Here is a 14,936-nt window from a genome sequence, read left to right as displayed (position 1 = left end):
TATATATATATAAGTCTTCAAACGCATTATCATAGATGTCTTATTTCAGCTACCTATTATAAGCGACGATTTTATCCTAGATCCGCATATGTGCAAATCCAACGATTATTTTTCAATTGCAAAGATAGCGACGCCCAGTATTTCACAGGTCCTGCACAAATGCGCACAACACCTTCAAAATGATTCGGGCTGACTAACATTCCATTAAACAAACTAGGAACTGCAGGAAAACTACGCACAGCAGAGCGAGTTTCCGAATCGTTATTATCAGTGAAATACTCATCCATCAGTTTCCACATGTTAGTTAATTTAGTAATACAACTTTTTGTTAAAAGCTGCGACATTGCTGGGGAAATAGGCCTACCTCTAGAAATATCTGCAGCTATGCAAGCAATTTGACAAGTTTTTAAAGCTAAATTAACAAAAGCCTGCTCATCTCTACTGTCGAAATAGCACATTCCAACATGGTATTTCAAGCATTCACGAGAAAAGCCAACACTAACTTCACCCTCATATACAGGCAATCCAATACGAGATCTACAGAAAACATTTGGAGGATCCTCGTCATTGTTTTTCTTTGCCTTTGATGACTTATCTTTCAGCTCATCATCACTGTAGTCGTTATCATCCATGCCATAGGCATCAGCAAAATCTATCTTCATATTTCTCTCCCGCTTTAACAATTATTTAAAACTGTTGTTATTTAAAACTTGTTAAGCTTATATTCCTACAAACTAAACGAGTTTAGATAAAAGCTTACAACGTAATTCTTCTCTAACTGCGTAATTAATAAAAATGTGGATAAATTACAAAATATTCGTCGTTTTTATTGAAAATAAACGATTTTATGCGTGTTGAATTATACACATTACGGTTTAAAAGAATAACAAATATAGCTAAAAATCATATTTATGCATAAATCAATAGAATATTCATATAGATATAACAATTTTGAAAACAAAAATGGCGGTTCAGAGCAAATTACTGAACCGCCATATTTTATGCAATAAGCATCATACTTATAACACTAACGAATATCCTGATGGAATGGATTAAATACTACGCTGCAACGCTGGAAGCTCTTAACATCAACATAACCTGTAGAAGCCATTGTTCTGCGCAATGCACCAACAAAGTTTGTAGTACCATCTGCTTCATGACTTGGGCCGAAAAGAATATTCTCTAGCGGAGCCACAGTGCCAACATTTGAGCGCATGCCACGAGGAAGTGACGAATGACGAGCCTCAGCACCCCAATGAGTGCCATGACCAGGAGCCTCAGTTGCGCGAGCTAATGGAGTACCAAGCATAACTGCGTCAGCTCCAACTGCAAGAGCCTTAATAAAGCTGCCGGAATTACCCATTCCGCCATCAGCAATAATTTGCACGTAACGACCGCCAGATTCATCCATATAATCCCTACGAGCTTCAGCAACATCCGCAATCGCAGTAGCCATAGGTGCTTGCACACCTAAAGTATTCATGGTTGCAGATACTGCTCCGCCTCCAAATCCGACTAAAATACCTGCAGCTCCAGTTCTCATCAAATGAAGAGCAGAAGTATAATCCGCGCAGCCTCCAACAATAACAGGAACATCGAGATCGTAAATAAACTTCTTTAAATCAAGAGGCTCATGATCCTTAGAAACATGTTCAGCAGATACTGCTGTTCCGCGAATCACAAATAAATCAACACCAGCTTCTAGCACAGTGTTATACAATTCTTGCGTGCGTTGTGGAGAAAGAGCTCCTGCTACTGTCACTCCAGCATCTCTGATTGTATGCAAACGTTTTGCAATCAATTCTGGTTTGATTGGCTCAGTATAAATCTCCTGAATGCGGCGGGTTGCAATATTTGACGGCAACTCAGCTATTTCTTTTAACAAAGGTTCTGGATTCTCATATCGAGTCCATAAACCTTCTAGATCAAGAACTCCAAGACCGCCCATTTGACCAATTGCAATCGCAGTATCCGGGCTAGTAACCGAATCCATTGGAGCAGCAATAATTGGGATATCAAACGTGTAAGCATCTACTTGCCATGAAGTAGATACAGCTTGAGGATCACGCGAACGGCGCGAAGGAACAATAGCAATATCGTCAAGCGAATATGCAACTCGGGCTTTTTTGCCCAAACCAATTTCAATTTCCTGAGACATACTTCTTAGGCTAGTGCCTTATGCTGACGAGTTGCGACTCATAGTAAGACTCATAGTAATTCAAAAGCTACTTATCATTATTTTTACGCAAAGCATTGTATATAGCTTTTGCTTTATTCTCGCCAATTCCAGATACTCTTTGCAAATCTTCTAATGAAGCATTTTTCAAAGATTTTATTGAACCAAAAGATGTAAGCAAACGCTTGCGATACACTGCTCCAATTCCAGGAATAGCATCAAAAGTAGAATGCAATGAACCTTTTCTTCGCAATTTACGATGATACGAAATAGCAAAACGATGAGACTCATCTCTAGCGCGCTGCAATAAATACAATCCTTCTGAGCTTCTCTTAAAAATGATTGGATAATCTTCGTCAGGAAGCCACACTTCTTCAAGTTTCTTAGCTAAACCACAAACAGTAATATCACTTACGCCAGCATCTTTCATAGCTCTTTTAGCAGCTTTTGCTTGTTCTTTTCCTCCATCGACAATAATTAATTGAGGCTTATAAGCAAAATGCCGCGCATTAGTCAACGAATTACCTGAAAAATGCTTATTAGAAACACTGTTGGAATCACAAATATTAATGTCAGATAAGTCAGATGAGCCAGATGTATCTGATGAATCCGATGTATCAAGCTTATCTTCTTCATAAACATCTTTATGCTTAAACCTTCGCAATAATGTTTCATAAACAGCACTTAAATCATCTGTTTTACCATCACCGTGTTCACCTCGAACCGCAAAATGACGGTACTCACTAGGACGAGCAACACCATCTTCAAAAACAACCATAGAAGCAACTTGATAACTGCCATCAACTGTATTTGAGATATCATAACATTCAATTCGCAAAGGAGATTTACTCATTCCAAGCGCTTTTGCTATTTCATTCATAGCTTCTGTTCTCATATCTATACTGTTAATACGGCTAGATTTTATGCGTTTCAATTCCTGACTAGCATTATCGTTTGCACGATCCATAAGAGCACGTTTTTCTCCGCGCTCTGCAACTCTAATACTTACTTGAGAACCACGAATATTGCTAAGCCACAATTCAAGCTCTTGCTTACGTTCTTCAGAAATTTTAATTGGAACTATAATCTCACGAGGAACAGGCGAAATAGGAGCAAGTAAATCTTCACGACCTGTTCTCTCTTGACGTTCACGACGAGTTTTAGTAGCTTGCGCTCGCAATATTACATCAGTTGCAGTAGCTTGTTGCGTAGAGCTAACAGCGTCGCGAACTTTCTTAATGCTAATAGTATCTTCATGGTTTTGTGTGTAATTTTGCTCATATTCTGCGTATACGCGAGTTAATAAATCAGCTATAAGATCACTGTCACTAATATGCTCATTTCGTTCTACTGACCAATTTTTCTCTCCACGAATCATTCCAGCTCTGACAAAAAATACATGAATTGACGCTTCAAGCTCATCTCCGCAGAATCCAAAAACATCTGCTTCTACATCATTGTCAAACACAACTGCATTTTGTTGCAAAATAGTGTTCAAAACAGCAATTTCGTCACGCAATTTAGCTGCACGCTCAAATTCTAGCTCTTCACTTGCTTCTTTCATCTCGTTCTTAATTTGTGAAATATAAGACTCTCCAATACTGCCTGTAAGTATGCCAACTACATGCTCTACCATCTTGCGATGTTCGATAGGATCTATGTTTCCTATACAAGGAGCTGAACATTTACCAATAGAAGCAAATAGGCAAGGCCTACCAGTCCTATGAGCTTTGTTAAAAACAGAGGATGAGCATGTGCGAATAGGAAAAGTTTTAAGTAAAGAATCTAAACTATGACGAAGAGGCCACACTTTTGCATACGGACCAAAATATCTAGCATGACGTGCACTACGATTTCTAGTAATCCATACTCTTGGAAAAGTTTCTTCTAGCGAAACTGCAACATAAGGATATGTTTTATCATCACGAAAAACTACATTAAACCTTGGATTAAAAGCTTTAATCCAAGTATATTCAAGTGTAAGAGCCTCAAATTCAGTGCTTACAACAGTCCATTCCAAACTGCGAGCTGTAAGAACCATAGATTGAGTTCTAGGATGAAGTTGGTAAAGAGGTTGAAAATAATTCGCTAAACGATTGCGTAAATTTTTTGCTTTTCCAACGTAAATAACTCGCCCCTCGCCATCACGCCACTTGTATACTCCAGGTTGCGCTGGAATATCACGAGAAGCTGGACGGAATAAATCACGGGTATCACCAAGCAATGGCGCTCCTAATGCATTTACTTTTTCATTGTCAAATGATGAATCTTTCGAAAACTGTTCATCTATCATTTCTTGCGTTTTACGCCATTTTTCACTATCTCTCATCTTATTTTCTTCTTGCAAATCATATGCTTTATAAGAATTTTTATTAAGATCATTATCTTTCATTTTCACCTCCTTTCCTAAACAAAATTTATGCAACTATTCATAAGATTTGTCGAGTAAATTTCTAAGTTCGCAAATTACAAATCGGTAACTTTTTGAACGCTCAATGTAACATTTGCTTAAGGAACTTACCTGTCCAACTCTCGTCATTACGCGCTACGCTTTCAGGACTACCTTCCGCAACTAATGTTCCGCCTTTATCTCCTCCTTCTGGACCTAAATCAATAATCCAATCTGCAGATTTGACAACATCAAGATTATGTTCAATTACAATAACACTGTTGCCTTTATCTACAAGAGATTGCAAAACTGCTAGAAGTTTCCTAACATCTTCAAAATGTAGTCCAGTAGTAGGTTCATCGAGAATATAAACTGTTTTACCAGTAGATCTTCTCTGTAGCTCTGTAGCCAGCTTTACTCGTTGAGACTCACCGCCAGAAAGTGTTGTTGCGCTTTGACCAAGACGAATATATCCCAAGCCAACTTTTACTAAAGTATCTAAATATCGAGAAATAGAAGGATATGCTTTGAAAAATATTGCAGCTTCACAAATAGGCATATTAAGAACATCTGCAACAGACTTTCCGTTATATGTAACTTCCAAAGTTTCACGGTTATAACGTTTACCATGACAAACTTCACATTCTACGTATACGTCAGGCAAAAAGTTCATTTCTATTTTTAAAGTACCGTCACCATGGCATGCTTCGCATCTGCCTCCTTTAACATTAAACGAGAAGCGACCAGGACCATAGCCACGAACTTTTGCTTCTGGAGTCTGAGCAAACAATGAACGTATTTTATCCCAAACACCAGTGTAAGTTGCTGGATTAGAACGAGGAGTTCTTCCTATAGGATTTTGGTCGACATGCACTACTTTGTCACAAAGCTCAATACCATCAATACGTTTGTGTTTTCCTGGCACAATTCGAGCACCATTTAGTTTGTCTGCAAGAACTGGATACAAAATTGAGTTTATAAGTGTTGATTTACCAGATCCAGATACACCCGTTATGCATGTAAATACTCCCAAAGGTATGCTTACATCAATATTTTTTAAATTATGCTCATGGGCATTAATTATATGAAGCATACGATTTTCGTCTACGCTACGACGTTGTTTTGGCACATCTATTGAGCGTCTGTGAGCAATATAATCTCCAGTAATTGAACGCTGAGCTTTAATAATTCCATCAGACGGACCTGAATATACTACTTCTCCTCCATGCTCTCCAGCTTCTGGACCAATATCAACAAGCCAATCGGACTGACGAATAGTATCTTCATCATGCTCGACAACAATAAGCGTATTACCAAGATTTCGCAGATGATGCAATGTTGCAATCAAACGCTCATTATCTCTTTGATGCAATCCAATAGACGGCTCATCAAGCACGTACATAACACCAACTAAACCTGATCCAATTTGAGTAGCTAAACGAATACGTTGAGCCTCTCCACCAGACAAAGTTTTTGCAGCTCTTGAAAGAGTAAGATAGCTTAAACCTACATCGTTCAAAAAACCAAGTCGAGCACGGATCTCTTTTAATATTTCTGTTGCAATTAATGCTTGAGAACCATCCAAATGCAAAGCATTTACCCATGCTAGACTTCGTTCTACTGGCATATCGCAAACTTCAGCTATAGAAGTATTAGATACTGTAACTGCAAGAACTTCTGGACGTAAACGCTTTCCATTGCATTTTTGGCATGGAACTTCACGCATATACGACTCATAATATTGACGCATTTGATCAGAATCAGTTTCGTCATGTTTGCGCATAAGCGTACGAACTACACCTTCAAATCCAGTAGAATATTCACGTTGACGCCCCCACCTATTTGTGTAGGAAACTTGAACCGTGAAATCATGACCATACATGATGTCATGTTTAACGTCTTCCGCTAGATCCTTCCACGGAGTATTCATATCAAAATGCAAATCTTTAGCAAGTCCTGAAAGTATGTGCTGATAATACATTCCAGCTGACTTATTCATTGCCCACGGCTCAATCGCTCCCTGCGCAAGAGATTTGTCTGGATCCGGGATAACAAGTTCAGGATCAATTTCGAGATTGTATCCAATGCCAGAACATTCCGAGCAAGCACCATAAGGAGCATTGAATGAAAATGTTCTAGGCTCGATCTCATCAAGCTCTAATTGATGATTGTTTGGACATGCACGATGTTCCGAAAATGATTTACGGCGCGTTTGCGAGTCTTCTGGTTCGTCAACAAAATCAGCAATTACTACTCCTTTAGATAGTTTTAATGCTGTTTCAATCGAATCAGTTAATCGAACACGAATTCCATCTTTAATAACTAAACGGTCTACTACTACTTCAATTGTATGTTTCTTCTGTTTAGTAAGAGTAATATCTTCAGAAAGCTCATGCATTTGTCCGTCAATAATCGCACGAGCATAGCCATCTGAGCGTAAAAGCTCAAGCGTATCTTTAAATTCTCCTTTACGCCCACGAACTACTGGAGCAAGAATTTGCAATCTTGTACGTTCTGGCATAGCAAGCAATGAATCTGTCATTTGCTGAGGAGTTTGAGAACTTACTATTTGACCGCATTCAGGACAATGAGGAACACCAATCCTAGCAAACAATAATCGCAAATAATCATATATTTCTGTAATAGTTCCAACAGTAGAACGAGGATTGCGATTCGTAGTTTTTTGATCAATAGAAACAGCAGGACTTAAGCCCTCAATAAAATCAACATCAGGCTTATCCATACGTCCTAAAAATTGGCGAGCATAAGCACTAAGCGACTCAACATAGCGTCGCTGACCTTCTGCAAAAAGCGTATCAAACGCAAGCGAGGACTTGCCAGATCCAGAAAGACCAGTAAAAACAACCATACGATTCCTAGGAATCGACAAACTTACATTTTTTAGATTGTGCTCTCTAGCACCCTGGATAGTTATTTTCCATTCAGAAGGAATACTAGATAAATCAGCTATAAAAGTACCGTTGTTAGCGCACATAGGAGCATTATCAAGCAATTCTTGCAACGAGTCGTTTTGTTCATTCGCACGTTCTGACACAATTACCTCCACACTTCCCCATAATCACTTGAATATTCCCAACCAATACCCAATTTTATTACTAACAAGAAAATTATAGAACAAGTGTTCGAAAAAGTAAAGTATTTGACTATCAACCACATGCTGTATTCGTTACCAGTAAGCAGTATAATAGTGAGTTTGGTTATGACTTTTATAAGTAATAAATAATAGCAGCCTAAATTTTGGGGAACGGAACAGACATTATGCCTATTGACGCACAAGCTTTAACCATTCAGATTGGTGCGCGAACGCTGTTAAATCCTACCGATTTTCACGTCACAAAGGGAGATAAGATCGGTTTAGTCGGCAGAAACGGCGCAGGCAAAACTACGCTTACTCGCGTTATTACAGGAGACATGCTGCCAGCAGGAGGCTCGGTTAGAGTTAGTGGAGGTTTAGGCTACTTACCTCAAGACACACACGCAGCAGACCCAGAACAAAGCGTTATAGATCGCATTATGAGCGCTCGAGATATTGCTTCTATCGTTTCACGTATTCGCAAAGCGGAAAAAGAAATGACAGATCCAGATCCAGACATAATGACTAAAGCTATGAACCGCTACGACAAAGCAATGCAAGATTTTGAAAAAGCAGGCGGTTATTCAGTGCAATCTGAAGCAATATCGATGGCAACAAGCTTGGGACTTCCACAAGAAGTTATACAACAAGCTTTAGGCACACTTTCAGGTGGTCAACGTCGTCGCATAGAACTTGCTAGAATTCTGTTTTCTGACGCAGACACATTAATTCTCGATGAGCCTACAAACCACTTAGACGCAGACTCAATAATATGGCTTCGCAATTATCTTAAACGATTTGAAGGCGGATTCCTAGTAATTTCTCACTCCACAGAATTACTAGACGAAGTAGTAAACAAAGTATGGCATTTAGATGCTCAACTTGCAAAAATAGACATGTACTCAATGAGCTGGAAAGCATACTTGCATCAGCGAGTAGTAGACGAAGAAAGACGTCGTCGCGAACGAGAAGTTGCAGAAAAGAAAGCTGAACGCCTTATGAAACAAGGCATTCGCTTGCACGCAAAAGCTACAAAAGCAGTTGCTGCTCAAAACATGATGCGAAGAGCTGAACGCTTATTAAGCGAAACAAGTGAAGCTCAAAAACAAGAAAAAGTTGCAGATATTCGTTTTCCAGAACCAGCTGCATGCGGAAAAACTCCTATTATGGCAAAAGATATTTCCAAAGCGTATGGTTCTAATATTGTTTTCGCTGGAATTAATCTTGCTATAGACAAAGGTTCACGCGTTGTCATTCTAGGCTATAACGGTGCTGGAAAAACAACAACATTACGAATTTTGGCAGGAGAAGAAACAGCAGATACTGGTGAAGTTCAATACGGACACGGATGCAAAATCGGTTATTTTGCACAGGAACACGACACTTTGGACTTGGATTCTACAGTTTTGGAAAACCTTCAGCACGTTGCACCAAACCTGGATGACACGCAAGCACGTTCTATGCTTGGCAGCTTCCTATTTTCCGGCGACGACGCAATGAAGCCTGCCAGAGTGCTTTCAGGTGGCGAAAAAACGCGTCTAGCACTTGCAACACTAGTAACTTCCAAAGCAAATGTGCTACTGCTGGACGAACCTACTAACAACTTGGATCCAGCATCTAGAGATGAAATACTTAAAGCTATTGCAAAGTATGAGGGAGCAATTGTTCTTGTTACACACGATGAGGGTGCAGTTCAAGCATTACAACCTGAGCGAGTGCTACTCATGCCTGATGGCGACGAAGATTTGTGGAATGATGAATATCTCGATTTAGTTGCCGAAGAGTAAAATATTGAACTGAATTACTTGAATTGTGCAATAGAATGGTTAAGCAGTGATTTCAACGTACACGTCTAAGACTTTGCCAAATACGGCGAATAGTAGCAGCAGCCGTATAAGCAATCAAATTGACAATCATTGCATAAAACGTGCGCTACATTTTTTGCGAATACCATTCATCGTAATAATTCTTATAACCTTATTTGAATGTTCTGTTGGAAATCTGCCATTTTGGAGCAGTGTTACAGGAAGCACAGATAGTATTTCTGCGCACAACGATATAGGTTCTGGAATTAGACGCTTAGATTCCGGCGGCATTCTTATAACGGATCCTTCAGAAGCATATTTAGAAGTAACATCCGACGGAAGTTCGCCTTATATTCGCTTAGAGCCTGCGATTATTAAAAAGAAAAGCAAAAATAATAATCTTATTTCAAACATCAATGTTTTAGTTGAAGCAAACAAATACTTAAGCAAACCTCAAAGCACAAACACTGCTTCTCTAAACCCATCTTTGCTTAAACTTCCAAAACAAGCAGTAGGAAAATCTTGCATTGTTAGAGTGTGGCTGCAACATCCAATAGGATCAATATTGAATATTGAAGACTCAAGAGCAAACGTTCGAGTGCCTTTTAGATGGTCATGGGGTCGCGTATTAATACTTGCTATTTTTGCATTTCTTGTTACGCTTTGGAATCCTTGGTCCAAGCTTTGGAAAATTAAACTCAACACTCATAGTCTTATTCAACGTTGCTGCTTTGCTGCTTCTCTTCTTCCATTTATTGCTGTTGGTTTAATAACTATTTTTTGGAATTTACGAAACGCAACTCCTATGCATTTTTACACAAACGGTAACTATGCATACGATTTTGATCAATACGCTCACACTGCAGACGCATTGTTAAAAGGTCAAGTGCATTTAAATCTTCCTGTTCCTAATGAATTAGAACACTTGCAAAATCCTTACGATCCTACGGCTAGAAATAATTTGTTAAACCACTCAGTACAGCATATGTATTGGGATTACGCATACTACAAAGGTCACTGGTATTCCTACTTTGGAGTGCTTCCTGCAGTATTGCTATTTTTGCCTTATCGCATTATTTCAAGACTATGGACTCCTGAAGGCTCTATGCTTCCAACAACAGTAGCTACGATAATATTCTTAATTGGTTTTCTTATCGCAGGCTCCCTATTGGTTATTCGAATTATTGAGCAGACTTCAAAAAAAGTATCTTTAGGGACTACATCTATTGTTCTTGCTCTATTCTTCATTACTTCAAATACAGTGTATTTGTGGTTTAGAACGTCATTTTATTCCGTACCTATGGCAGCCTCACTTTTCTTCACATCTCTTGGATTGTGGTGCTACCTAGGTTTTAATAAAACACACTCTTTGCTAAATATTGTTTTAGGTTCTTTCTTTATTGCATTAAATTTAGGATGTAGACCTACTTTTTCTATAGCTGTTCTTTTTGCACTTCCTGCAATTTATTCGCATATAGAAAAAGATTTACCAAATATTTTGCGCAACTGGAAACAAGTTTCTTCATGGCTTAAGCCTTTTAAATATTTTGCAGCTTGGATACTGCCATGCGTAATTACTGCAGTTCCATTTGGCATTTATAATCTTTTGCGCTTTGGCTCACCGTTAAATTTTGGCAATGAGTATCAAATAACTATTACTGACATGACGACTATGCGCTTGCCAGCACAAAATATTTTGCCGTCTATTTTTAGCTATATTGCGCTACCTTTGCGTTTTATTCCAACTTTTCCTTGGATTGGTATTCAACCTATTGCATTTGACCGTTGGCAATATGCAGAGCCTATGATTGGCGGAATGTTTACACTTTCACCATTGGCATTAGTTGGCATAATATGCGTATTTATTATGAAAAAACGCTACCGCACGCATATTGCTTGGCGCACAAGCGTAACAGCTATAATAGTTGGGCTTGTTCTTATTGTTTTTGACAGCTTAAAAGCTGGTATCGGATGGAGATATATTGCTGATTTTGCGTGGTCTTTTGCTATAGCTGCCGCAATTGGCATTAGCTTGCTTTTAGAATATGCATCCACTTTGCAATCAGAAAATTCTTTACATAAAAAAACTATTGCTTATACAATACGATTACTTGTAGCAATATTGCTATTTGCTTCTATTGCTATTGCTGTACTCAGTTGGTTTGTTACAGGACGCGAAGACAGCACGCTTCGTTTTAATCCAAACTTATGGTTTGCGTTTAGAAGTTGGATGACACTGTTTTAAATAATTATTTATATAATTACTATTCTTCTAACAATGCATCTACAGTTCGAAGAAGCGCATGTAATCCGCTAATAAACTGCTGCGGCTCTGGCAATAATGACAATGCTAAATACCCATTAACTGGCATATCGAAATAATATCCAGGTTGAGAAACTAGATTATAATCTTTCATCAATCTCAAAGCTAATACATCATCGTCAATGCAAGATGGTACACGCAATAAAATATTCCATCCGCCTTCTGCACGCAAAGCGCTAACACAGCATTTAGGTGTGGATGCCAACATTTCTCGAAGCGTATGCAGATTATTAATAACACGATTTCGCACAATAGCGCTTTGAGAAGATGTATATTGCAATAATTCTGGTATTCGCTCAGAAACAGTATTACCAATAGGCAAAAAATCATCCGCTATAACATCAAGCCTTTTTTGTGCTTCATAAACATCATCTTTAGGACCTGAAACTTCAATCCAACCAACTTTTGCGTGAGGAGCAGCAAGCATTTTGGAGAATCCATCAAGCGCAAAAACTAAAGTAGAAGATTCTCCAGCAAGACGAGCATTGCCAGCAAAAGGTTCAAGTGAATATTCATAAAATACTTCGTCTGCAATAATCGCAACACCATTATCACGGCATAATTGCAATAGTATTTCACGTTCTTCAGGCTTAACATATGAGCCTGTAGGATTATTTGGATTAATAAGCACAAGAGCTTTAATACGCAAAGACGCATCTTCTAAAAGTTCTCTAACACGCGCAATATCAATAGTCCAAGAACCATCATAGTGCAAAGGATACGGTATTGCATTCACGCATTGCAAGCGCGCAATAGACTCTATAAGAGGATATCCAGGAGTTGGTCCCATAACGGCATCCCCTGCATCGCATAAAAGCATCATAAGCCATGCGTAAGCTTGAGAAGTTGAAGAAAGCACATAAAGCTGATCTGGATTAAGCTTTGATGGAACAGACTTTTCTGTGCGGTTATCTCGCTTATTGATGAAGTTTGAAAGAATATCGCGAATTTCCTTAGGACCTCTAGGGTCTGCTGTGTAACGTCCGCTTAAACATTTAGGAGCTAAGCCGTGAGACGTTGGATTGGAATCGTTTAATTTAGTAAGCTTTACGCCATTAAAAATAGCTTTTCGCTGAGCTAAAATAATAGGATTTGGCTCACTCACATCTACTCTAGAAGAAAATCGCACGAAACTACCCTAACACTTGGCATAACAAAAGCTGGGCTGCAGCATAAACTGCTCACCCAGCTCAATAGAAACAAATAATATTTAGTTATTTTTTAGTTTTGCTGAATTTTTTGCATTGCATAGTAAGCTGCACCAATAATTCCAGCCTCATTATGCAATGTTGCAACAACAATAGGAGTTTTAATATCGATATGCGGCAAGAACTTTTCGCTTACGCGGCTAACGCCACCACCGACAACAAACAAATCTGGGTTGAAATACTTTTCCATCAAGCCGTAGTACTTAGTCAAACGCTTCGCCCACTTCTTATAGCCCATATCCAACTTTTCACGAACAGAAGAAGCAGCGTACTTCTCAGCATCGCCCTTACCTTTTTCAAGCTGAATATGACCAAGCTCAGTGTTTGGAATAAGTACACCGTTGTAAATCAAAGCAGTGCCAATACCAGTGCCAAGAGTAGTAGCAATAACCAAGCCATCCTTGTCTTTTGCTGCACCAAAACGCTGCTCAGCTAAACCAGCAGCATCGGCATCGTTAACTACTGTTACAGGACGACCACAAGCCTCGCTAAAGACTTCAGTAACATCAACACCAATCCAAGACTGATCAAGATTTGCCATAAAATCGAGCTTCTTACCAGGCTTAATTGGAGCAGGGAACGCAATTCCAACAGGAACATCTGCAGGCACTTCAAAATGTTCAAGCTGCTGACGAACAATATCTGCAACTGCTTGAGGCGTAGAAACCGCAGGAGTGAGAATTTTGTATCGAGGTTCTGCGAACTCTCCCTTTTCCAAATTTACTGGAGCAGCCTTAATACCGGAGCCACCAATATCGACGCCAAATGCTTGTGCAGTGTCAATCATTTCACTAACACTCCCCTCTGAATGTGTGCTGTATGGACAATTACCAGTATTCTATCGTATATCTGATACGACACGCTTACTGTTTACTAACTTCTACTTCAACGAAGGCATAGGTTTCCAGTCTTGATCGTGCAAAATTTTTCGAGAATCAATCCAGCCGGTAAACAATTTACCAATGCCCGAAATAATATGCTCACGATCGACAGCAATCAAGCGAATAATCTCTTTAGCAGCTGTTAAAGCAGTTCCAAGCGCAAACATAAACGGACGAAAATCACCATGAACCATAAAGTAGCGAGCCATAAAGCCTCTATTTCGCATAATATGATAACGATTCATGTCCGATGTTGAATTTAGCTGACGTACTCCTGCAATATCCCAATTAGGAATATCACGAGTGCGACGAAGAATAATATCCGGAACAACAATAGGGTTCGTAACTTTACTCGCAAGATACCCGTAAGTAGTATCATCCCAGTAAATAAAGTAGCGCGAATCCGGGAAGCCGATTTTTTCAACTATATCTCGACGAATCAAACCGCCCTCAAAACACATCGTATTCATAACTTTGTATCCAGCTGCGCCAAAAGCAGCAGGAGCAATAGGATTTGGAATACCAAGAGGAACCAAAAAATCGTACTGCCAGTAGAATTTACCACCGTCATAATCTAGACGACTTCCTTGAACAACAGCGTGACGCTTAGTCCAAGGAGCAAGACGCTCAATAGATTCAGGCACTGTTTCAACATCGTCATCCATAACCCAGAACCACTTAGCTCCAAGTTCATAAGCTTTTTTAACACCAGCACTAAAGCCACCAGCGCCACCAAGATTTTCATCCTGCGGAGCATACACAACATGAAGTTCATTGCCTTCACAATCTTTTTGAGCTTTACCCCAACGATTAGTTAAAGAAGCTTCAAGACGAGCAACCATTTCGCCAGTTTTGTCACTGCACTCATTGTCAACAACGACAATACGCCAAGGGCATTCTTTTAAACATTCAAACGAATGGAATAAATTCTCCAAAAGCTCTTGACGCTTATAAGTGACAACAACAATAGCTAATTTATCAATGCTAGTTGCGTTATTAGTACTAATTTTTTTTGATGCACTCGTATTGCTCATACTTGTATTCTCGCACCTACCCTCGC

9 protein-coding genes are annotated in these 14,936 nt (G+C 39.2%); 2 read left to right on the top strand and 7 right to left on the bottom strand.

Annotated elements, in window-relative coordinates:
- Positions 1-71 precede the first annotated feature (71 nt).
- The 4 genes from HXT34_RS02490 to uvrA all read right to left on the bottom strand — a co-directional run bounded on the left by HXT34_RS02490 (position 72) and on the right by uvrA (position 7,560).
- Positions 72-662 (bottom strand): hypothetical protein, encoded by a 591-nt coding sequence (locus HXT34_RS02490; RefSeq protein ID WP_415682963.1) that lies wholly within the window; start codon positions 660-662, stop codon positions 72-74.
- 365 nt (positions 663-1,027) lie between these two features.
- Positions 1,028-2,158, bottom strand: a complete 1,131-nt coding sequence (locus tag HXT34_RS02485) for a GuaB3 family IMP dehydrogenase-related protein (protein WP_004108887.1) — start codon at positions 2,156-2,158, stop codon at positions 1,028-1,030.
- Positions 2,159-2,225: 67 nt separating this feature from the next.
- On the bottom strand, positions 2,226-4,568 hold the full coding sequence (gene uvrC, locus HXT34_RS02480; RefSeq protein ID WP_421785337.1) for an excinuclease ABC subunit UvrC: 2,343 nt from the start codon (positions 4,566-4,568) through the stop codon (positions 2,226-2,228).
- A gap of 100 nt (positions 4,569-4,668) precedes the next feature.
- On the bottom strand, positions 4,669-7,560 hold the full coding sequence (gene uvrA / locus HXT34_RS02475; RefSeq protein ID WP_415687394.1) for an excinuclease ABC subunit UvrA: 2,892 nt from the start codon (positions 7,558-7,560) through the stop codon (positions 4,669-4,671).
- Between the two features lie 284 nt (positions 7,561-7,844).
- Here uvrA and HXT34_RS02470 point away from each other — a divergent pair, with 284 nt between their 5' ends.
- The gene (locus tag HXT34_RS02470; RefSeq protein ID WP_421785428.1) at positions 7,845-9,446 is read left to right on the top strand and encodes an ABC-F family ATP-binding cassette domain-containing protein; all 1,602 of its coding nucleotides are present in this window, start codon (positions 7,845-7,847) and stop codon (positions 9,444-9,446) included.
- Positions 9,447-9,492: 46 nt separating this feature from the next.
- Positions 9,493-11,709, top strand: coding sequence for a beta-carotene 15,15'-monooxygenase (locus HXT34_RS02465; protein WP_421785335.1), 2,217 nt, complete (start codon positions 9,493-9,495; stop codon positions 11,707-11,709).
- A 19-nt stretch (positions 11,710-11,728) separates the two neighbouring features.
- Here HXT34_RS02465 and HXT34_RS02460 read toward each other — a convergent pair whose 3' ends face one another.
- The 3 genes from HXT34_RS02460 to HXT34_RS02450 all read right to left on the bottom strand — a co-directional run bounded on the left by HXT34_RS02460 (position 11,729) and on the right by HXT34_RS02450 (position 14,910).
- Positions 11,729-12,916, bottom strand: a complete 1,188-nt coding sequence (locus HXT34_RS02460; protein WP_421785332.1) for a pyridoxal phosphate-dependent aminotransferase — start codon at positions 12,914-12,916, stop codon at positions 11,729-11,731.
- Positions 12,917-13,008: 92 nt separating this feature from the next.
- On the bottom strand, positions 13,009-13,782 hold the full coding sequence (gene ppgK / locus HXT34_RS02455; protein ID WP_421785330.1) for a polyphosphate--glucose phosphotransferase: 774 nt from the start codon (positions 13,780-13,782) through the stop codon (positions 13,009-13,011).
- Positions 13,783-13,875: 93 nt separating this feature from the next.
- Positions 13,876-14,910 (bottom strand): glycosyltransferase family 2 protein, encoded by a 1,035-nt coding sequence (locus HXT34_RS02450; protein ID WP_415682958.1) that lies wholly within the window; start codon positions 14,908-14,910, stop codon positions 13,876-13,878.
- Positions 14,911-14,936: the final 26 nt, after the last annotated feature.

Source organism: Gardnerella sp. DNF00983 (assembly GCF_049244265.1).
GTDB lineage: Bacteria > Actinomycetota > Actinomycetes > Actinomycetales > Bifidobacteriaceae > Bifidobacterium > Bifidobacterium vaginale_J.
This window is presented reverse-complemented; position numbering and strand designations above follow the sequence as displayed.